At 68.4% G+C, this 20350-nt stretch carries 22 protein-coding genes; 20 read left to right on the forward strand and 2 right to left on the reverse strand.

Going from position 1 to position 20350, the window contains the following annotated elements; translation table 11 throughout:
* Positions 1-50: 50 nt before the first annotated feature.
* From N440_RS06805 to N440_RS06815, 3 genes are all read left to right on the forward strand, one after another.
* A complete protein-coding gene (locus tag N440_RS06805) occupies positions 51-488 on the forward strand; it encodes a YeeE/YedE family protein (protein ID WP_133934510.1) in 438 nt (145 codons plus the stop codon).
* Positions 485-898 carry a DUF6691 family protein gene (locus N440_RS06810; RefSeq protein WP_133934511.1) on the forward strand — a complete coding sequence of 138 codons (414 nt, stop codon included), beginning with the start codon at positions 485-487 and terminating at the stop codon, positions 896-898. Before N440_RS06805 ends, N440_RS06810 begins: the two co-directional genes overlap by 4 nt.
* A 67-nt stretch (positions 899-965) precedes the next feature.
* On the forward strand, positions 966-2018 hold the full coding sequence (locus N440_RS06815) for a linear amide C-N hydrolase (RefSeq protein ID WP_133934512.1): 1053 nt from the start codon (positions 966-968) through the stop codon (positions 2016-2018).
* On the opposite strand, the gene N440_RS06820 is transcribed toward N440_RS06815, so the two are convergent.
* Positions 2015-2794, reverse strand: coding sequence for a DUF6491 family protein (locus N440_RS06820; RefSeq protein ID WP_133934513.1), 780 nt, complete (start codon positions 2792-2794; stop codon positions 2015-2017). The two genes, N440_RS06815 and N440_RS06820, sit on opposite strands and share 4 nt — an antisense overlap.
* An 81-nt stretch (positions 2795-2875) precedes the next feature.
* Here N440_RS06820 and N440_RS06825 point away from each other — a divergent pair, with 81 nt between their 5' ends.
* The 6 genes from N440_RS06825 to thrC all read left to right on the forward strand — a co-directional run bounded on the left by N440_RS06825 (position 2876) and on the right by thrC (position 9782).
* Entirely contained in the window at positions 2876-3574 is a 699-nt protein-coding gene (locus tag N440_RS06825; RefSeq protein WP_133934514.1) for an AraC family transcriptional regulator, read from the forward strand.
* A gap of 158 nt (positions 3575-3732) precedes the next feature.
* On the forward strand, positions 3733-4683 hold the full coding sequence (locus N440_RS06830) for a DMT family transporter (protein WP_133934515.1): 951 nt from the start codon (positions 3733-3735) through the stop codon (positions 4681-4683).
* A 139-nt stretch (positions 4684-4822) separates the two neighbouring features.
* Positions 4823-4966, forward strand: coding sequence for a hypothetical protein (locus tag N440_RS20330; protein WP_166671540.1), 144 nt, complete (start codon positions 4823-4825; stop codon positions 4964-4966).
* An 84-nt stretch (positions 4967-5050) separates the two neighbouring features.
* The gene (gene thrA, locus N440_RS06835) at positions 5051-7555 is read left to right on the forward strand and encodes a bifunctional aspartate kinase/homoserine dehydrogenase I (RefSeq protein ID WP_133934516.1); all 2505 of its coding nucleotides are present in this window, start codon (positions 5051-5053) and stop codon (positions 7553-7555) included.
* A complete protein-coding gene (locus N440_RS06840) occupies positions 7552-8466 on the forward strand; it encodes a homoserine kinase (protein ID WP_133934517.1) in 915 nt (304 codons plus the stop codon). Before thrA ends, N440_RS06840 begins: the two co-directional genes overlap by 4 nt.
* 29 nt (positions 8467-8495) lie before the next feature.
* A complete protein-coding gene (gene thrC, locus N440_RS06845) occupies positions 8496-9782 on the forward strand; it encodes a threonine synthase (protein ID WP_133934518.1) in 1287 nt (428 codons plus the stop codon).
* A 131-nt stretch (positions 9783-9913) separates the two neighbouring features.
* On the opposite strand, the gene N440_RS06850 is transcribed toward thrC, so the two are convergent.
* Positions 9914-10666 (reverse strand): helix-turn-helix domain-containing protein, encoded by a 753-nt coding sequence (locus N440_RS06850; protein WP_006436589.1) that lies wholly within the window; start codon positions 10664-10666, stop codon positions 9914-9916.
* 126 nt (positions 10667-10792) lie between these two features.
* Between N440_RS06850 and hisS the strand changes: the two genes are divergently transcribed.
* The 11 genes from hisS to hisIE all read left to right on the forward strand — a co-directional run bounded on the left by hisS (position 10793) and on the right by hisIE (position 20304).
* Positions 10793-12190: a histidine--tRNA ligase gene (gene hisS, locus N440_RS06855; RefSeq protein WP_133934519.1), complete on the forward strand. Its 1398-nt coding sequence runs from the start codon at positions 10793-10795 to the stop codon at positions 12188-12190.
* On the forward strand, positions 12187-12483 hold the full coding sequence (locus N440_RS06860) for a hypothetical protein (RefSeq protein WP_133934520.1): 297 nt from the start codon (positions 12187-12189) through the stop codon (positions 12481-12483). Before hisS ends, N440_RS06860 begins: the two co-directional genes overlap by 4 nt.
* Before the next feature lie 406 nt (positions 12484-12889).
* Entirely contained in the window at positions 12890-13198 is a 309-nt protein-coding gene (locus tag N440_RS06865; protein ID WP_008267046.1) for a YerC/YecD family TrpR-related protein, read from the forward strand.
* Between the two features lie 34 nt (positions 13199-13232).
* On the forward strand, positions 13233-14144 hold the full coding sequence (gene hisG / locus N440_RS06870; protein ID WP_049458387.1) for an ATP phosphoribosyltransferase: 912 nt from the start codon (positions 13233-13235) through the stop codon (positions 14142-14144).
* Positions 14141-15436, forward strand: coding sequence for a histidinol dehydrogenase (gene hisD / locus N440_RS06875; protein ID WP_133934521.1), 1296 nt, complete (start codon positions 14141-14143; stop codon positions 15434-15436). Before hisG ends, hisD begins: the two co-directional genes overlap by 4 nt.
* The gene (gene hisC, locus N440_RS06880) at positions 15433-16524 is read left to right on the forward strand and encodes a histidinol-phosphate transaminase (RefSeq protein ID WP_133934522.1); all 1092 of its coding nucleotides are present in this window, start codon (positions 15433-15435) and stop codon (positions 16522-16524) included. Before hisD ends, hisC begins: the two co-directional genes overlap by 4 nt.
* Entirely contained in the window at positions 16521-17594 is a 1074-nt protein-coding gene (gene hisB / locus N440_RS06885; RefSeq protein WP_133934523.1) for a bifunctional histidinol-phosphatase/imidazoleglycerol-phosphate dehydratase HisB, read from the forward strand. The genes hisC and hisB overlap by 4 nt, the downstream gene beginning before the upstream one ends.
* Entirely contained in the window at positions 17591-18193 is a 603-nt protein-coding gene (gene hisH, locus N440_RS06890; RefSeq protein ID WP_133934524.1) for an imidazole glycerol phosphate synthase subunit HisH, read from the forward strand. The genes hisB and hisH overlap by 4 nt, the downstream gene beginning before the upstream one ends.
* On the forward strand, positions 18190-18924 hold the full coding sequence (gene hisA, locus N440_RS06895) for a 1-(5-phosphoribosyl)-5-[(5-phosphoribosylamino)methylideneamino]imidazole-4-carboxamide isomerase (RefSeq protein ID WP_133934525.1): 735 nt from the start codon (positions 18190-18192) through the stop codon (positions 18922-18924). The genes hisH and hisA overlap by 4 nt, the downstream gene beginning before the upstream one ends.
* On the forward strand, positions 18918-19694 hold the full coding sequence (hisF, locus tag N440_RS06900) for an imidazole glycerol phosphate synthase subunit HisF (protein WP_133934526.1): 777 nt from the start codon (positions 18918-18920) through the stop codon (positions 19692-19694). The genes hisA and hisF overlap by 7 nt, the downstream gene beginning before the upstream one ends.
* Positions 19684-20304 (forward strand): bifunctional phosphoribosyl-AMP cyclohydrolase/phosphoribosyl-ATP diphosphatase HisIE, encoded by a 621-nt coding sequence (gene hisIE / locus N440_RS06905; protein WP_040007863.1) that lies wholly within the window; start codon positions 19684-19686, stop codon positions 20302-20304. Before hisF ends, hisIE begins: the two co-directional genes overlap by 11 nt.
* The last annotated feature ends 46 nt before the right edge of the window (positions 20305-20350 follow it).

The raw sequence follows: 20350 nt of genomic DNA on the forward strand, positions 1-20350 counted from the left end.
AAATCTAAATAATCGGGCAATCCCATGCATGGCGTCAGAGAGGGTAGGGCATGAACCTGCCATGGAGCGCGCTGGCGGGTGGCGCGCTGATCGGCGCCGCTGCGGTGTGGCTGTTGGCTGCCACCGGGCGCGTTGCCGGCATCAGCGGCATCGCTGCGGGCAGCCTGCGCGCCGGTAGAGGCGAGCGCGGCTGGCGTTGGGCCTTCCTCATGGGCCTGCTGGCAGCGGCAGGGCTGGTGCTGTGGTGGCCGTCGGTGCCCGGGAGCGCCCCACGCGTGCTGCTGCGTGATGCCTTGCCCGCCTGGCAGCTGATCGGCGCCGGTCTGCTGGTCGGCTTTGGCACTCGCCTGGGCAGTGGCTGCACCAGTGGCCACGGCGTATGCGGCATGGCCCGCGGTTCGAGGCGATCGCTGCTGGCGGTGCTGGTGTTCATGGCCTGCGCGATGCTGACCACCTTCGTGGTTCGTCACGGCGGAGCGCTGTTGTGAGCCGCGCCCTCTGGGCTGCCGCTGTGGCGGGCGCATTGTTCGGTGCCGGGCTGGCGCTTTCCGGAATGACCGATGCAGGGCGCGTGCTCGGCTTCCTCGACATCCTTGGCGCGTTCGATCCCACGTTGATGTGGGTGCTGGGGTCGGCACTGCTGGTCAGTGCGATCGGTCAGCGTTGGGTGCTGCGTCGCGTGCAGCCCTGGTTTGCCCTTCGCTTCCAGCTGCCCACGGCACATGATGTGGATGCTCGCCTGCTGCTGGGCGCGGCACTGTTCGGCATCGGCTGGGGATGGGCCGGCTATTGCCCGGGGCCGGCCATCGCCGGATTGGCGGTGGCATCGCGTGAAGCGTTGTGGTTCGTGCCGGCGATGCTGCTGGGCTTCTGGCTTCACGATCGCCTCGTGCGCTGAGGCTTCACCCCTGTGTCACGATGGATCGGGTCAGATCCATGGACCACGGGGAACGGAGCGCACTGGCATGGCACGGATGAAGTGGAAGGGAAGGGCGATGCTGGCCATGGCGCTGGCGTCGGCGATCGCACCGGCGCTGGCCTGCACGCGCGCAGTGTACCTGGGCGACAACGGTGATGTGATCACCGGGCGCTCGATGGACTGGAAGGTGGATGTCGCCACCAATCTCTACGTTCTGCCGCGTGGCATCGCACGCACCGGGCAGGCCGGCCCGAAGTCGCTGGCCTGGACCGCCCGCTACGGCAGCGTGGTGGCCACCGGCTACGACGTATCGACCACCGACGGCATGAACGAAAAAGGCCTGGTCGCGAACCTGCTGTGGCTGGTCGAATCGGAGTACCCGCAGCAGCGCGGCAACAAGCCGGGCCTGGCGATCTCGCTGTGGGCGCAGTATGTGCTCGACAATTTTGCGACGGTGGACGAGGCGGTGGCCGCCCTGAAGCGTGAGCCGTTCTCGATCGTCACCGACAAGGTGCCCGGCGAGGATCGGCAGGCGACGCTGCATCTGTCGCTGTCCGATGCCACGGGTGACAGTGCCATCGTCGAGTACATCGGTGGGCGCCAGGTCATCCATCATGATCGGCGCTACCAGGTGATGACCAACTCGCCGGTGTTCGATCAGCAGCTGGCGCTCAACACCTACTGGCAGCAGATCGGCGGCACGGTGATGTTGCCGGGCACCAACCGCTCTTCCGATCGCTTCGCGCGCGCCTCGTTCTACATCAACGCCATTCCCAAGGCCGAAGATCCGGTGGAGGCGCTGGCCAGTGTGTTCAGTGTGATCCGCAACGCCTCGGTGCCATACGGCATCACCACGCCGGGTGAACCGAACATCTCCTCAACGCGCTGGCGTACCGTGGCCGACCACAAGCGGCGGCTGTACTTCTTCGAGTCGGCGTTGACCCCGAACACGTTCTGGGTCGATCTGAACAAGGTCGATTTCGGTGGCCAGGTGCTGAAGCTCGACCTTGGCAAGGACCAGCGCAACACCTTCGCCGGCGATGCGCTGGGCCACTTCGTGCCCAGCGCGCCGTTCACCTTCCTCGGCGTCGACGGTTAGTTCGACGCCTGGCTGGAGGCCGGGTACACCGCCTGGATGGCGCAGGCGCCGCGGGTGTACTGCGGCAGCGGAGCCAGCGAATCACTGCGCAGGTCACCATTCTCGAATCCCGCGGTGAGGACGCGGTCACCGGGATTGCCGCAGATCAGGCCGTTCTGCATGCCGGAGCGGAAGCTGAGCTGCGGTGCACGATCGAGCTGGCGGCAGTGGCTGCCGAGCTCGACACGGTAGTAGCGATGGCCACCATTGCGGCGCGGATTGGTCTCCACCAGCATGCCCTGCGGGTCGGAAGACCACGCGCGGACGTTGCGGGTGGCGAAACAGTACGACGGCGAGCCGCCGAAGCCGCGACGGATTTCCTTGCGCTCGCGGATGGTCACTGCGGGCAGGGTGGCCGTGCGCAGGCGGTCACTGTCGCGGGCGACGCTGGCGAAGTCCCGGTTCTGAACCGGGGTGACCGCACTGACGGCGCAGCTGCGGCCATCGACTACCACGCGCTCGCTGGGACGACCGCAGGCCCAGCCCGCCGGTGCTTCCAGCTTCAGCGTGGTGGCAGTGCGGACGCCGGGGCAATCCTGGCTGAAGTCGATGCGATAGGCCTGGCCGGAGGCCGCGCGCAGTGCGATCGAGCGAGGTGAGGCCTGTTCCACTTCCTGCACGCCAACGGCGTCCATGCAGTGCGGAGCGGGTGGGGTACGTTCCTGTGCCAGGGCCGGAACAGCAAGCGCCAGGCCGACGCTGGCGGCGAGCAGCAAATACATGTGCTGATGGGTCATGACCTGCACTCCTTGCGTGGGTTGACACCTCGACTATAGCAACGGTTTGCACGGCCTGTGTTACACGCGCACACTGCCCGGATGGGCGCGATCTTCCACCTGCGGCACTACGGCCAGGCCACCGGCCTGGATCGTCATGAGTACGCGCAGTGGGTGCTGCCGTTGCAGGGCGAACTGCAGTTCGAGATGGAAGGGCGTGGCGGCCGCCTGGACCTGCTGCAGGGCGCTTTCGTGGCCGCCGGCGAGGCCCATGACCAGATGGCCGATGGCCCGAACGGTTTCGTGATCGTCGACTGTGCGCCAGGCGTGCTGGATGACGGCACCCAGGAGCATCTGTGCCGGCAGCGCTGGCTGCACCTGCCGCTGGCGCTGCGCCGGTGCCTGGCCGATGTGCAGGCCGGCCGGCCGATGCCGGCCCTGCTTCCGCAGTTGCTGCAGACGTTCGCGCCGGCCGGCAGTGGCGCTCGCATGCAGGGGCTGTGCGCGGCAGTGCAGGCCGACCCGGGCCAGGCGTGGCCGGTGGCCCGCATGGCGGCGTTCGTTGGGGTCAGCGAGAGCCGCCTGCATGCGCTGTTCCAGCGGGAATTCGGGCTCAGTCCCCAGGCCTGGCTCAGCGCCAGCCGGTTGCGCTGGGCCAAGCACCAGCTGCGCACCAGCGCCGCGCCGATCAGTGACATCGCGCTGTCTGCAGGCTATTCCGAGCAGAGCGCACTGACCCGCGCGCTGCGCCGCGAGTGCGGCCAGACGCCGGCCGCGTGGCGCAGGGGCACCGATCTGTAGCATCGAGCCATGCTCGACTACCGTTCGCGCGATAGCCGGTGCAAAAGCAGTCGAGCATGGCTCGACGCTACAAAGGCGGTTACGCAGTAGCCTGGGTCAAGAGGGCTCCGCCGCCCACCGACTACACTGCGCGGCCTCTTCCCCCACGAAGAATCCCAATGCGCAACAACCCGATGGCCCTGGGCATCGCCAATGGCGTTGCCGCTGGCGCGCTATGGGGCGTGGTCTTCCTCGCCCCCGCCGTGCTGCAGTCGTTCAATGCCCTGCAACTGTCCGCCGGTCGCTACCTGGTCTATGGCCTGATCGCGGTTGCGCTGTTGCTGCCGCGCTGGAAGCGGCTGGCGCCACAGTTGGGGCGTGCTGAATGGACCGGTCTGCTGTGGCTGAGCCTGGCCGGCAACCTGGTCTACTTCCTGCTGCTGGCGACCGCCGTGCAGTGGGCCGGTGGTGCGGCGGCCTCGCTCATCGTCGGCCTGATCCCGGTGGTGGTGACCCTGGTGGGCGTGCGCGAGAAGGGCGCGGTGCCGCTGAAGCAGCTGTTGCCGGCACTGGGCCTGTGCGTGCTCGGTGTAGCCGTGGTCGGCTGGGAAGCGCTGATGTCCGAACATATGGCGACGCCCTGGCGGCAGCGCCTGATCGGCCTGTTGTGCGCGTTCGGCGCGCTGTTCTCTTGGGCGCTGTACTCGATCGGCAACAGCCGCTGGCTGGCGCGGCGGCCCGATCTGTCCAGCCACGACTGGTCGCTGCTGACAGGCGTCACCACCGGTGGCCTGGCCCTGCTGCTGGTGCCGATGGCCTTCATCGGCCACACCGGCAGCCACACGCCGGCGCAGTGGGGCGGGTTCTGGGCGATCAGTGCCGGTGTGGCGGTGATCGCCTCGATTCTGGGCAACGCGTTCTGGAACCGCGCCAGCCGCCTGCTGCCGCTGACCCTCACCGGGCAGATGATCGTATTCGAGACCTTGTTCGCGCTGCTGTACGCGTTTGCCTGGCAGGGCCGTTGGCCCACCCTTCTGGAAGCCCTGGCGATCGTGTTCCTGGTGGCCGGGGTGATGCTGTGCGCGCACGCCCACCGTGCGCCCCGAGCGATCGCCGAACATGCCGGCTGAATGCGACCGTCAAGCGCGCTGATGGCTGCTTTGTCTCAGATGCAACCAAATGCCGGCACGTTGGCCGATGATCGCGGCAGCGTGTTTTTTGCATCGCAGCACTTGACAGCGGCCCGGCGCACGGTGTTTTCTGTGCGCCATGGTCCTTGATGCCGCCCACGCCAGCCTGATCGCACCCGCCACCGCGGGCCGTTCGACTGCGCCGGTCGCCACCACCACCATTACCACCATTACCACCACCACCGTCACCACTGCCCTGGTGCGGCCCGTCGTCTTCGTGTAACTCCCGAAAACCACGGCCCCGCACCATCCAGGTGGCGGGGAAACTCGACATCTGCATGCGACGGGGCCTCCTACCGAGGTCTGCATGTCTTCCCACGCCCCCGCCCATCCCGTTGCCCCGGCCGATCTGGCTGCGCCGTCCACTGTCGTGCACAAGTTCGGCGGCACCTCGGTGGCCGATGCCGAACGCTATCGCCATGTTGCCGAGCTGCTGCTGGCCCGCCCCGAATCGCTGCAGGTCACCGTCGTCTCGGCGATGAAGGGTGTCACCGATGCGCTGATCGAGCTGGCCCAGCTGGCCGCCAAGGGTGACGAAGGCTGGCGCGAGGCCTGGCATGCGCTGCGCGCGCGCCATCGTGGCGCTGCGGTGGCGCTGCTGGGCGAGCAGGTGGGCGAGACTGTGGAATGGATCGACGCGCGCTTCGAGCAGCTGGCCGAGGTGCTGGCCGCGCTGGCAGTGATCGGCGAGCTGCCCCGTGAAGTGCTCGATCGCGTGCAGGGCCTGGGTGAAGTATTTTCCGCGCAACTGCTTGGCACGCACCTGCGTGCACGGGGCGAAGACTGCGCGGTGCTCGACGCGCGCGACGTGCTGGTGGTCGGGCATGGCGAACTGGGCGTGGATGTCGACTGGGAGGCCAGTGCGGACCGCCTGGCAAAATGGCGCCTGCAGCATCCACAACTGCGCCTGGTCGCCACCGGTTTCGTGGCGCGTGACCGCCATGACCGCATCACCACGCTCGGCCGCAACGGCAGCGACTATTCCGGGGCGATCTTCGCCGCGCTGTTCAACGCCGATGAACTGCATATCTGGACCGACGTCGATGGCGTGCTGTCGGCCGACCCACGGCTGGTGCCCGAGGCGGTGCAGCTGGAATCGCTGAGCTATGACGAGGCCTGCGAACTGGCCTATTTCGGCGCCAAGGTGGTGCATCCGCAGACCATGTCACCGGCCATCCGCCTCGGGCTGCCAATCTTCATCCGCAACACCTTCCAGCCGGCGCATCCGGGCACGCGCATCAGCGCCGAGCGCTCGCCGCGCGGGCCGGTGAAGGGCCTGACCCTCAGCCCCGGACTGGCCCTGCTGAACCTGGAAGGCACCGGTCTGATCGGCGTGCCGGGTACCGCCGAGCGCGTGTTCGCCGCCCTGCGCCAGGCGCAGGTGTCGGTGGTGATGATCTCGCAGGGTTCGTCGGAACATTCGATCTGCTGCGTGGTGCGTACCGCCGAAGCCGCGCGCGGTAGGGAGGCGCTGTTGCATGCGTTCGCCCATGAGCTTTCGGTGGGCCAGGTGCAGCGCGTGCAGGTCAGCGACGGCGTCAGCGTGCTGGCGGCGGTCGGCGACGGCATGGCCGGCCAGCCGGGTGTGGCGGCGCGCCTGTTCGAGGCGCTGGGCCGTGCACAGGTGAACATCCTGGCGATCGCGCAGGGCTCGTCCGAACGCAACATCTCGGTGGCAGTGGACAGTGCCGATGCCACCCGTGCGCTGCGCGCCGCACATGCCGGCTTCTGGCTGTCGCCGCAGACCTTCGCGGTGGGGGTGATCGGGCCGGGCAATGTCGGTGCCGCGCTGCTGGATCAGCTGCTGGCAGCGCGCCCGCAGTTGCTGGCCAAGGCCAATGTCGACCTGCGCCTGCGTGCGCTGGCCTCGCGTTCGCGCATGCGCCTGGAAGTGGATGGCCTGCATGCCGATTGGCGCCAGGCATTGCAGGACGCCGGCGAGTCCAGCGACCTGGATCGCTTCACCGAGCACCTGCTGGCCGCGCACCTGCCGCATGCCGTGGTGATCGACTGCAGTGGCAGTGCCGAGGTGGCCGAGCGCTACGAGGACTGGCTGGCCGCCGGCATCCACGTGGTCACCCCGAACAAACAGGCCGGTGCCGGGCCGCTGCCGCGCTACCAGCGCATCCGTGCGGCCGCCGCTGCCAGCGGCGCACGCTTCCGCTACGAGGCCACGGTCGGCGCCGGGCTGCCAGTCATCACCACGCTGCGCGATCTGGTCGATACCGGTGATGAGGTGCTGGCGATCGAGGGCATCTTCTCCGGCACGTTGGCCTGGTTGTTCAACCGTTTCGATGGCAGCCAGCCGTTCTCGGTGCTGGTCGCGCAGGCACGGTCGATGGGCTACACCGAGCCGGATCCGCGCGATGATCTTTCGGGCGTGGACGTGGCGCGCAAGCTGGTGATCCTGGCCCGCGAAGCCGGCCACGCGCTCAGCCTGGAGCAGGTGCAGGTGGAAAGCCTGGTGCCGGCCCTGCTGCGCGACGGCAGCGTGGATGCGTTCATGGCCAGGCTGGGCGAGTCTGACGCCAGTCTGCTGCAGCGGCTGCAGGAGGCACGCGCGCGCGGCGCGGTGCTGCGCTATGTCGCCAAGCTCGGTGCCGACGGTGCCTCGGTGGGCCTGCAGGAGTTGCCGGCCGACCACGCCTTCGCCAACCTGCGGCTGACCGACAACGTGGTGCAGTTCCGCACCCGCCGCTACTGCGACAACCCGCTGGTGGTGCAGGGGCCGGGTGCCGGGCCGGAAGTCACCGCGGCCGGCGTGTTCGCCGATCTGCTGCGCGTGGCCGCTGGTGAAGGAGCGCGCCTGTGATCGCACGTGCGTACGCTCCCGCCTCCGTGGCCAACGTGGCAGTGGGCTTCGACATTCTTGGCCATGCCATCGCCGGGGTCGGCGATACCGTATGCGTGCGTCGGATCGACGAACCGGTGGTGCGCATCGAGGCGATCCGTGGCAGCGCGGTCGAACTGCCGCTGGACGCGGCCGGGAACACGGCGGGTGCTGCGTTGATGTCGCTGCGCGAAGGGCAGGGCCTGGACTTCGGTTTCGCCGTCGAGATCGACAAAGGCATTCCGTTCGGCTCCGGCATGGGCGGTTCGGCGGCGTCGAGTGTTGCGGCGCTGGTCGCGGCCAATGCGCTGCTGGATGCGCCGCTGCCACGCGAAGCGTTGTACCCGCATGCGTTGGATGGCGAGGCGGTGGCCAGTGGCGGCCGCCACGGTGACAACGTTGGTCCGCTGCTGCTGGGTGGGCTGGCATTGTGCACCGCCGATCGCCTGCTGCCGATCCCGGTGCCTGCCAGCTGGCACAGCCTGCTGGTGCATCCGCACGCGGTGCTGGAAACGCGACGCGCGCGTCAGGCATTGCAGGGCAGTTACGCGCTGGGCGAATTCGTCGCGCAGAGCGCGAACCTCGCGCTGGTCCTCAGTGGTTGCCATCGCAGTGACGCGGGGCTGGTCCGCGCCGGGCTGCGCGACGTGCTGGTGGAGCCGCGACGGGCAGGCCTGATCGCCGGTTTCGAGGCCGCCCGCGATGCAGCGCTGTCGGCCGATGCAATGGGCGCGGGCATCTCTGGTGCAGGCCCCAGCGTGTTCGCCTGGTTCGAGGATGCTGACCAGGCCCACGCCGCCATGGCACCCGTGCAGGCCGCATTCGCGGCTGCCGGCTTCGACAGTGATGCCTGGGTGTCGCCGCTGGATGCGCCGGGAGCCCGCCTGTGCTGAATTCCTCCCCTCTACTGGATATCGAACCCATGCACTTCGTTTCGACCCGCGGCCAGTCTCCGGCCGTTGGCCTCGGCGCGGCGATCGCCGCAGGATTGGCCTCCGACGGCGGGCTGTACGTGCCGGAGAACCTGCCGGCGACACGCGAACTGCAGGCCGGTGCCAGCCTGGCTGAGACGGCTGCCGATCTGCTGGCGCCGTTCTTCGCGGGTGATGCATTGGAATCCGCGCTGCCATCGATCTGCCGCGAGGCCTTCGACTTCCCGGTGCCGCTGCGTCCGCTTGGCGGCGGTGACCATGTGCTGGAGCTGTTCCACGGGCCGACGGCGGCGTTCAAGGACATCGGTGCACGCTTCCTCGCTGGTACGCTGTCGCGGCTGCAGGCTGGCAAGGGCCGCGACCTGACGATTGTCGTTGCCACTTCGGGCGATACCGGTGCCGCCGTGGCAGCGGCGTTCCATCGCCAACCCGGCGTGCGCGTGGTGGTGCTGTATCCGGATGGCCGCGTGTCGCCACGGCAGGCGCACCAGCTCGGTTGTTTCGGCGACAACATCCAGGCCCTGCGGGTGGCCGGTGCATTCGACGATTGCCAGGCGATGGCCAAGCAGGCGCTGGCCGACCGCGACCTGCAGGCGAAGATACCGTTGAGCTCGGCCAACAGCATCAGCCTGGGCCGCCTGCTGCCGCAGATGAGCTACTACGCGCATGCGGCACTGACCCATCACGCTGAGACGCGTCGCCGGCTCAATCTGGTCGTGCCGACCGGGAACCTCGGCAACGCGATGGCCGCGGTGCTGGCGCGCGCACTGGGTGTACCGATCGGGCAGATCGTACTGGCCACCAATGCCAATGCGGTGCTGCCGGCGTATTTCAATGGCGGTGACTACCAGCCGCAATCCAGCGTGGCGACGGTAGCCAATGCGATGGACGTGGGCGCGCCGAGCAACTTCGAGCGCCTGCGCTGGCTGTACCACGGCGACGATGCCGAATTGCGCGCAGCCTTCCGTGCGTTCGCGGTGGACGACGTCACCATCCGCGCCACCATTGCTGCGGCGCACGCCAGCAGCGGCGAGCTGTTCTGCCCGCATACCGCCACGGCGGTCAAGGTCCTGCAGGACCTGCGTGCGCGCGGCGCCAAGGGCGACTGGGCGGTGGTGGCCACCGCGCATCCGGCCAAGTTCGAGGCGGTGGTCGAGCCATTGATCGGTGGGCCGGTGGCGGTGCCGCCGGCACTGGATGCGCTGTTGCAGCGGCCAGCGCACGCTGAACCACTGGCCGCCGACTACGCGGCACTGCGTGAGGTGTTGATGCGCTGACCGGAGAGCAGCACGGTTGCCGGCCAGCGGCCGGCACTACCGGAGGGATGCACACGGGTTGGGCACGACCGGATGGATGCAGCAGGGGTAGTGCCGGCCGCTGGCCGGCAACCCCATGAATTGCGATGCGGTCAGATCAACCCTTCACCGGCCAGCTCGCGCAAACCGTCCTCGTCGAGGATCTCCACCACGTTCAGGTGGGGCAGGGCGATCAGGCCCTGCTGGCGCAGCTTGGTGAAGGTGCGGCTGACTGTTTCCATGGTCAGGCCGAGATGGTCGGCGATGTCGCCACGGCCCATCGGCAACGACACACGCAGGCCGTCGCCGCCAAGACGGGCCTCGCGCGCGGCCAGGCGCAGCAGGAAGTCGGCCAGCTTCTCGGCCGGCTGCAGGCGCGCCAGTGCCAATGCGGCGTCCTGCGCGGCATCCAGTTCCTGGCAGGCGCGCTGCAGCAGCTTGCGCTCCAGGTGCGGGAAACGGCTGCGCAACACCTTCATCTGCGGCAGTGCGACGCGGCAGACGCGGCTGTCGGCGATCGCCTCGATGTCGTAGCGGTGATGATCGCTGCTGCTGAGGCCGAGGTAGTCCCCGGGCAGCACGAAACCGTTGATCTGGCGGCGGCCGTCGGCCAGGGTGCGGACCAGGCGCAGCGCGCCTGCGGTCAATGTATAGACATGGTCGCGCTCTTCACCGGTGCGGGCCAATGTGCTGCCCATGCTGACCTGCTGTGAAACAGTGACCTGCTCCAACGCCTGCACTTCGTCGGGCGACAGCGCCGAGCACACCGCCAGGTGGCGAACCGAGCAGTGCAGGCAGTCCAGCGTGGGGCAGGACGGCGAGGCGGGATCGTTGTTGGCGGGCGGAGCGCCGGAAGGCCGTGACATGTTGCGGGGGCGTATCGCGGTCGGGGAGGGCCTTATGATACTTCAAGCGGCCGTTCGACCCTGCCCGAGGCGGGGGCGCTAGAATGTCGCCCCCTCCCACGTCCCGTTCCAGCAGGAGTTCCGCCCGTGATCAAGCCCCGTACCCCGCCCGGCACCCTTGAACTGCTGCCGCGCGAGCAGATTGCGTTCCAGCGCATGCTGGACGTGATCCGCCGCAACTACGAGCGCTTCGGGTTCCTGCCGGTGGAGACGCCGGTGTTCGAGCTGTCCGACGTGCTGTTGACCAAGTCCGGTGGCGAGACCGAGCGCCAGGTGTACTTCGTGCAGTCCACCGGTGCGCTGGCCAATGCCGCCGAATCGGGCGACCGCTCGCTGCCGGAAATGGCGCTGCGCTTCGATCTCACCGTGCCGCTGGCGCGCTATGTCGCCGAGCACGAGCATGAACTGACGTTCCCGTTCCGCCGCTACCAGATGCAGCGGGTCTACCGCGGCGAGCGCGCCCAGCGCGGCCGCTTCCGTGAGTTCTACCAGTGCGACATCGACGTGATCGGCAAGGACAGCCTGAGCGTGCGTTACGACGCCGAAGTGCTGGCAGTCATCCACGCGGTGTTCTCGGAACTGCGCATCGGTGACTTCAGCATCCAGCTGAACAACCGCAAGCTGATGCGCGGTTTCTTCGAGAGCCTGGGCGTGGCCGAGGGCGAACGCCAGCTGGCGGTGCTGCGCGAAGTGGACAAGCTGGACAAGCGCGGTGCCGACTACGTGCGCGAGACGCTGGTGGGCGACGACTTCGGCATTCCGGCCGAGCAGGTCGAGAAGATCCTGGCCTTCGTCGCCGTGCGTTCGCAGGGCCATGCCGATGCGCTGGCGCAGCTGGCCGCGCTGGAGACCGGTGCGGCTTCGTCGGAAACCCTGCGTACCGGCGTGGCCGAGCTGCGCGAAGTGCTGCAGCTGGTGCAGGCGCTGGGCGTGCCGGAATCCGCGTACTGCCTGAATTTCTCCATCGCCCGCGGCCTGGATTACTACACCGGCACTGTCTACGAGACCACGCTGACCGACCACCCGCAGATCGGCTCGATCTGCTCGGGCGGCCGCTATGAGGACCTGGCCAGCCACTACAGCAAGTCCAAGCTGCCGGGCGTGGGCATTTCCATCGGCCTGTCGCGCCTGTTCTGGCAGCTGCGCGAGGCTGGCCTGATCGAAGGCATCGAAAGCAGCAGCGTGCAGGCGCTGGTCGCGCTGATGGACGAGCAGGGCATGCCGCAGTCGCTGGATATCGCCCGCCGCCTGCGTGCCGGTGGCATCAACACCGAAGTGCAGATGGAGCCGAAGAAGATCGGCAAGCAGTTCCAGTACGCGGCCAAGGCCGGCATCCGCTTCGTGGTGCTGGCGGGTGAGGACGAGCTGGCGCGCGGCGTGGTGGCGGTGAAGGACCTGCTGCGCGAGCAGCAGTTCGAGGTGTCCCGTGACGAGCTGGCCAGCACGCTGCAGGTCGAGCTGGAGCAGTCGAAGGCGATGGCATGAAGCGAGCCGCCGCAGGAGCGTTGAGTGCGCTCCTGCTGGCGGGTTGCCAGAGTGATCCGGTGCTGCACAGCACGCGGATCGGGCCGGCGCACTATCGGCTGCAGGTCGATCGCTGCCATGTGATCGATCGCGCGCAGCTGGAGCTGGACCTGCGGGCGCTGGCCTCGCGGAAGTGCCCGACGGGCGCAGGTGAGCTGGAGAACATCCAGTCCCTGCCGAGCCGGCAGGGCAGCCTGTTCGGTGAGTGCCTGCGGCGCGGCGCGCTGCAGGCGGAGGTGCGCTGCCAGCCTTGATTCGAGCCAGGTTATTGATCTGAAAGAAGAACGCCCGCCCTTTGGTGGGCGTTCTGCGTTTCAGGGCAACAGCAGTCGAGCATGGCTCGACTCTACAAAAGCCGGTTTCGATCCGATCCACGCCGTTCTGAAAGTTCGCGGGAAGCTGTCGAAGGCGGGGTGGGTCCGGTGGCAGGGGTGTGAGCGGCATGGATGCCGCGACCAAGCCCCCATGGACGGGTTCACGGCGTCCCCTGCCACCGGACCCAGCCCGCCAACACTCAGTAGGCCGGCTTTTGCCGTTTCTCCGGCCTCTGCGGGTGCAGGGCGGCAGCCCTGCCATGCCCCCAATCCACGATTTGACGCACTGCGCAAGAATGCGTTAATGTACTAACGCGCTATTACATTGATGCATGGAAACGACCCCGTGAAAGCCCGCCCCGAGATTGCCGCCAAAGACCCGAAGGCCGACCTGCAGGCCCTGGCCCAGGCCTTTGCCGCACTGCGCGAGCCTGAACAGGTCGAGGCCTTCCTGCGCGACCTGTGCACCCCGGCCGAGCTGGAAGCCATGGCCGACCGCTGGAAGGTGGTGCCGCTGCTGCAGCAGGGCGTGCCATACCGCGAGATCCACGAGCGTACCGGCGTCAGCGTGACCACCACCGGACGGGTGGCGCGCACGCTCGAGCATGGCCATCGAGGCTATGCCGCCGCCATCGACCGCCTTGCTTCGCGCTGATCCGCGCCCCGTTCCGACCTTCGAGACCTCCCCCATGAGTGCAACCCAGGCAGCGCCGGCACGAGACCGGTTGCGTATCGCCATCCAGAAGAGTGGCCGGCTGGCCGAACCCGCCCGCAACCTGCTCAGCGCCTGTGGCCTGAGCTGGCGCGAGAGCCGCGACAAGCTGTTCTGCTACGGCGAATCGCTGCCGGTGGACCTGCTGCTGGTGCGCGACGACGACATCCCCGGCCTGATCGCCGATGGCGTCTGCGACCTTGGCATCGTCGGCCGCAACGAGCTGGACGAACAGGCAGCGGCACGCCGCCAGATCGGCCTGCCCGACGCCTACCAGGCGCTGCGCGGACTTGGCTTCGGCCAGTGCCGGTTGATGCTGGCGGTGCCCGAGGAATGGCAGTGGCAGGGCCCGTCGCAGCTGGCCGGTACCCGCATCGCTACCAGCTACCCGGCCATCCTCAAGCAATGGCTGGCCGAGCAGGGCGTGGATGCGCAGGTGGTCGAGCTGTCCGGTTCGGTGGAAATCGCTCCGCGCCTGGGCACCGCCGACCTGATCTGCGACCTGGTGTCCAGTGGCGCTACGCTGCGCGCCAACCAGTTGACCCCGGTGCACAACCTGCTCGACAGCGAGGCGGTACTGGCCGGCGCGGTGCGCGTGCCGGACGATGCGCGCGCCTCGCTGCGCGCGATGCTGCTGCGCCGCCTGGATGGCGTGGTGCAGCGCCAGGACCGCAAGCTGCTGATGTTCCGCGCCAGCGAGGATCGTGTCGATGCGTTGGCACAGCTGCTGGCTGATGCCGAACCACTGGTGCGGCTGCCGGCCGATGGCGGCGCGCTGCGCCTGCAGACCATGTGCCCGGGTCCGTTGAGCTGGCAGCGCATGGAAGAACTCGAGCGCGCCGGTGCGCAGGGCCTGATGGTGTTGAGCGTGGAGCGGTCGCTGGCATGAATCGTCTGATCTGGTCGCAACTTGATGAGCCCGCCCGCGGCGCGGCATTGACGCGCCCGGTGCAGACCGTGGCCCAGCAGACCCGCGAGGCGGTGGCTGCACTGATCGAACAGGTGCGTGCGCAGGGTGACGATGCGCTGCGTGCGATCACCACACGCTTCGATGGTGTCGAGCTGCCTACCTTTGAAGCAAGTGAGGCCGAATTCGCTGCTGCCGAAGCCGCCGTGCCGGCCGAACTGCGCCAGGCGATGGTGGATGCTGCCGAGCGCATCGCGCGCTTCCACGCCGCTGGCATGGGCACGGGGTACGCGGTGGAGACCGCGCCGGGCGTGGTCTGTGAACGCATGCTGCGGCCGATCGGCCGCGTCGGTCTGTATGTACCGGCGGGCAGCGCGCCGCTGCCGTCCACGGCACTGATGCTGGGCGTGCCGGCACAGCTGGCCGGTTGCCCGCAGGTGGTGCTGTGCACGCCGCCGCGTGCCGATGGCAGCGCCGATCCGGCGGTGCTGGTAGCCGCCCGCCTGACCGGCGTGCAGCGCGTGTTCAAGCTGGGCGGCGCGCAGGCGATCGCCGCGATGGCCTATGGCACCGCCACCATCCCGGCCTGCGACAAGCTGTTCGGGCCGGGTAACAGCTTCGTCACCGAAGCCAAGCAGCAGGTCGCGCAGGACGGCGCCGCCGCCATCGACATGCCGGCGGGCCCATCGGAAGTACTGGTGATTGCCGATGCCGGCGCCACCCCGGCGTTCGTCGCTGCCGATCTGTTGTCGCAGGCCGAGCACGGCCCGGATTCGCAGGTGCTGCTGCTGACCGACGACGCGGCGATGCTGGCCGCGGTTGAGGCGGAAGTAGAGCGCCAGGTGGCATTGCTGCCGCGCCAGCAGATCGCGCGCCAGGCATTGTCGGCGTCGCGGCTGATCCAGGTCGAGACGTTGGAAGAGGCCTTTGCGATCAGCAACCGCTATGCGCCCGAGCACCTGATCCTGGCCCTGCGCGAACCGCGCGACTGGCTGGGCCAGGTGCGGGCCGCCGGCTCGGTGTTCCTCGGTGATTACACCCCGGAAGCACTGGGCGACTACTGCAGTGGTACCAACCACGTGCTGCCTACCGCCGGTGCCGCGCGTGCCTACAGTGGTGTCAGCGTGGCCAGCTTCCAGAACCTGATCAGCGTGCAGAGTGCCAGCGCCGCCGGCCTGGCAGCGATTGGTGGCTGCGCGCGCATCATCGCCCGTGCCGAAGGACTGGATGCGCATGAGCGTGCGGTGGCACTGCGCATGGAGGTGGTGGCATGAGCACCCTTGACGATGTGCTGGCGCTGGTGCGCCCGGATCTGCAGGCCTTCGCCGGCTACAGTTCGGCGCGCAGTGCGGCCGTGCAGGGCAAGGTCTGGTTGAACGCCAACGAATCGGCCTGGGCCAATCCGGCCGATGCCACAGGCAGCAGCCGGCGCTATCCGGAACCGCAGCCGTTGGCACTGCGTGAGGGCCTGGCGGCGCTGTACGGCGTGACGTCGCAGCAGCTGCTGATCGGCCGTGGCAGTGACGAAGCCATCGATCTGCTGGTACGCGCCCTGTGCGTGCCGGGCCGCGACGGCGTGCTGGTGACCTCGCCGGTGTTCGGCATGTATGCGGTCTGCGCGCGGCTGCAGGGTGCGCCGCTGATCGACGCGCCGCTGGTGGACGGCGAGGACGGCCTGCGCGCCGACCTCGACGCTGTCATCAGCACGGCACAGGCGCAGCGCGTCAAGCTGGTATTCCTGTGCGCACCGTCGAACCCCGCCGGCAGTGACATCGCCCTGGACGAGGTCGAGCGTGTGGCGGTTGCGTTGCGCGGGCAAGCGCTGGTGGTCGTGGACGAGGCCTACGTCGAGTACGCGCAGCGACCGTCGGCAACCACGCTGCTGGATGCGCATGCCAACCTGGCGGTGCTGCGCACGCTGTCGAAGGCGCATGCACTGGCCGCTGCCCGTATCGGCACCTTGATCGCCGCGCCGGAACTGATTGCCGTGCTGCGCCGCTGTCAGGCGCCGTACCCGGTGCCGACCCCATGTGCGGAACTGGCCGTGCAGACTCTGCAACCGGCTGCTCTGGCACGCACCGCCGAGCGCGTGGCCACGGTCATCGCCGAACGCGAGCGCCTACGCATGGCACTGGCCGGCCTGCCCGGTGTGCGCCGGGTGTATGCCTCGTCCGGCAATTACCTGCTGGTCCGCTTCGCCGACGCGCAGGCCGCATTCGATACGCTGCTGGATGCCGGGGTGGTGGTGCGTGACCAGCGCGCCGCGCCGCAGCTGGGCGACGCGCTGCGCATCAGCATCGGCAGTCCTGAAGAGAATGACCGCGTGCTTGCGGCCCTGTCGGCGCGGAGGGCCGCGGCATGACCCCAATCCTGTTCATCGACCGTGACGGCACCCTGATCGAGGAGCCGGCCGACTTCCAGATCGATGCCTACGAGAAGCTGCGCTTCGTGCCGCAGGTGATCCCGGCGCTGCTGAAGCTGCGCGACGCCGGCTACCAGTTCGTGATTGTCACCAACCAGGATGGGCTGGGCAGCGAGAGCTATCCGCGTGCCAGCTTCGAGGGTCCCAACGATCTGATGCTGCAGATCTTCGAAAGCCAGGGCATCACCTTCCGTGACGTGCTGATCGACTGCAGCTGGCCACAGGACAACGCGCCCACGCGTAAGCCGGGCATCGGCCTGATGACCGCCTACCTGCAGGACCGCAGCATCGACTGGGCGCGCTCGGGCATGGTTGGGGACCGCATCACCGACCTGCAATTCGCCAACAATCTCAACATCCGTGGCTTCCAGCTGCGCACCGAACAGTTTGGTGGTGAGTGGGACTGGCCGGGCATTGCCCACGCGCTGGCCGACGCGCCGCGTACCGCCGTGGTCCAGCGCAATACGAAAGAAACGAGGATCCGCGTTGAGCTGGACCTGGATCGCGCGGGCGATGCGCGCATCTCCACGGGCCTGCCGTTCTTCGACCACATGCTGGAACAGATCGGCAAGCACGGTGGTTTCGCGCTGGACATCCAGGCCGAGGGCGACCTGCACATTGACGAGCACCACACCATCGAAGACACGGGTCTTGCCTTGGGGCAAGCGCTGCGCGAAGCACTGGGCGACAAGCGCGGCATCGGCCGCTACGGCTTCACCCTGCCGATGGACGAGACCCTGGCCAGCGCCGCGCTGGATTTCAGCGGCCGCCCTTATTTCGTGTTCGAGGGCGAGTTCAAGCGCGAGCGGGTGGGTGACATGCCAACCGAGCTGGTACCGCACTTCTTCCGCTCGCTGTGCGATGCCAGTGGTCTCAATCTGAACCTGCAGGTACGCGGCGACAACGACCACCACAAGGTGGAGGCCTGCTTCAAGGCACTGGCGCGCGCGTTGCGCCCGGCACTGGCCCGGCAGGGTACGGCGTTGCCGAGCACCAAGGGGGCGTTGTGAGCGACGTCGCGCTGATCGATGCCGGCGGGGCCAACCTGGGCTCGGTGCGCTATGCGCTCGAGCGCCTGGGGGCGACGGTGCGGCTGGTGCGTGATGCGGACGGCCTGGTCGGCGCGCAGCGGGTGATTCTGCCCGGCGTGGGTGCGGCCGGTCCGGGCATGCAGCGCCTGCATGCGCAGGGGCTGGTGGAACCGTTGCAGCGACTGGAGGTGCCGCTGATGGGCATCTGCCTGGGCATGCAGCTGCTGTTCGAGCGTTCCGAGGAAGCCGGCGTGGAGACACTGGCGCTGATTCCCGGGGTGGTGCGCAAGCTGGTACCCGCCTGTGGCATCCGCGTGCCGCACATGGGCTGGAACCGCCTGTTGCCGCTGCGCGAGTCGCTGCTGCTGCAGGGCGTGCCGGAGCGTGCCAGCGCCTACTTCGTGCACAGCTATGCCGCGCCACTCAATACGCACACCGTTGCTGCCTGCGACCACGGGGGTCTGTTCACCGCCGTGGTGGAGCAGGGGCGCTATTACGGCGCGCAGTTCCATCCCGAGCGCTCGGGCGAAACCGGTTCGCTGATGCTGCGCAACTTCCTCGAGGGCACTGCTGCATGAGCTTCATCGTCTACCCCGCGCTGGATATCCGTGATGGCCGCGTGGTGCGTCTGCGCCAGGGCGACTACGCGCAGGAAACCTCGTATGGCGATGATCCATTGCCGCGCGCACAGGCCTTCGCCGCGCAGGGCGCGCAGTGGATGCACCTGGTTGACCTGGATGCGGCGCGTGCCGGTGGCTATACCCTGGCGCCGTTACTGGCGGCGATCCGCGCGCAGACGACGCTGCAGGTGCAGACCGGCGGCGGGGTGCGTGGCCGCGACGACGTGGCACGCATTCTCGATGCCGGCGCCGGTCGCGTGGTGGTCGGTTCGCTGGCGGTGCGCCGCCCTGATGAGGTGGTCGGATGGCTCGATGAGTTCGGCGCCGAGCGCATTACGATTGCGCTGGACGCCCGCCAGGATGACCAGGGCCAGTGGCAGCTGCCGGTGCACGGCTGGACCGAGAACGCCGGGGTGACCCTGGATGATCTGGCCCTGCGCTACGCGCGTGCCGGCATGCGCCACCTGCTGTGCACCGATATCGCCCGCGACGGCATGCTGGCCGGGCCGAACATCGGGCTGTACGCGCATCTCTCGGCGCTGTTGCCGGGCGTGGCCGTACAGGCGTCAGGCGGCATCCGCGACGTGGCCGATGTCGGCGAGGCACGTGACGCCGGCTGTGGCGGCGCCATCCTCGGCAAGGCCTTGCTGGAGCAGCGCATGGACCTGGCGGAGGCGCTGGCATGTTGAGCCGCCGCATCATTCCCTGCCTGGATGTGCGCGATGGGCGCGTGGTCAAGGGCGTGCGCTTCCGCGACCACGTCGACATGGGCGACATCGCCGAGCTGGCGCAGCGCTACCGCGACCAGGGCGCCGACGAGCTGGTGTTCTATGACATCGGCGCCAGCCCCGAGGCACGTTCGGTGGACGTGGCCTGGATCGAGCGCATCGCACGCCTGATCGACATCCCGTTCTGCGTGGCAGGTGGCATCGACAGCGTGGAAACCGCGCGCCGCGTGCTGTTCGCCGGCGCCGACAAGGTGTCGATCAACTCGCCGGCGCTGGGCCGACCGCAGCTGATCACCGAGCTGGCGGACGAGTTCGGCGTGCAGTGCGTGGTGGTCGGTGTCGACTCGGTGCGCGAGGCCGATGGGCAGTGGCGCGTGCGTCGCTTCAGCGGCGACCCGGACAAGACCCAGGCGGTACCGTTGCGCACCCTGGACTGGATCGTGGAGGCGCAGCAGCGCGGGGCCGGCGAGATCGTGCTGAATTGCATGGACAGCGATGGCGTGCGCCGTGGCTACGATGTCGCCCAGCTGCAGCAGGCACGGGCCCTGTGCCAGGTGCCGCTGATCGCCTCGGGGGGCGCCGGAGCGATGGAGCATTTCGCCGAGGCCTTTGACCAGGCCGACGTTGACGGCGCTTTGGCGGCCAGCGTGTTCCACAGCGGTGCCATCGCCATTCCGGAATTGAAGCGCTACCTGCGCGGACAGCAGATCGAGGTGCGGGATGTCTATTGAAGTGAGGCCGTCACCGGACGCGCTGCAGGCGCTGGACTGGGGCAAGGGCGAGGGCCTGCTGCCGGCCGTGGTGCAGGATGCCGATACCCTGCAGGTACTGATGCTGGGCTACGTGAGTGCCGAATCGCTGGCGGCCACGCTGGCCATCGGTCACATGACCTTTTTCAGCCGCAGCAAGCAGCGCTTGTGGACCAAGGGCGAGCAGTCCGGCAACGTGCTGGTGGTGCAGTCGATCCGTGTCGACTGCGATGCCGATACGCTGCTGGTGATGGCACGCCCGGCGGGCCCGACCTGCCATACCGGTGCCGAGAGTTGTTTCGACCAGGCGCCGAAGGACTTCCTGGGCGGGCTGGGCCAGCTGGTGGCGATGCGCGAGGCGCAGCGCCCTCCGGGCAGCTACACGACGAGCCTGTTCGAGGGCGGCATCCGCCGTATCGCACAGAAGGTGGGGGAGGAGGGCGTGGAGACCGCATTGGCGGCGGTCGCGCAGGATGACGAGGCGTTGTTGGGCGAGGCCTCGGACCTGCTGTATCACCTGCTGGTGCTGCTGCGTGCGCGCGGCCTGTCACTGGACGATGCGCGGGCGGTGCTGGAAAAGCGCCATCGTTGACGACGGTGTGCGGACCAACGGTCCGCACCCACCATTGAAATGCAGC

Source organism: Stenotrophomonas sp. CC22-02, from assembly GCF_004365115.1.
Taxonomy (GTDB): domain Bacteria; phylum Pseudomonadota; class Gammaproteobacteria; order Xanthomonadales; family Xanthomonadaceae; genus Stenotrophomonas; species Stenotrophomonas forensis.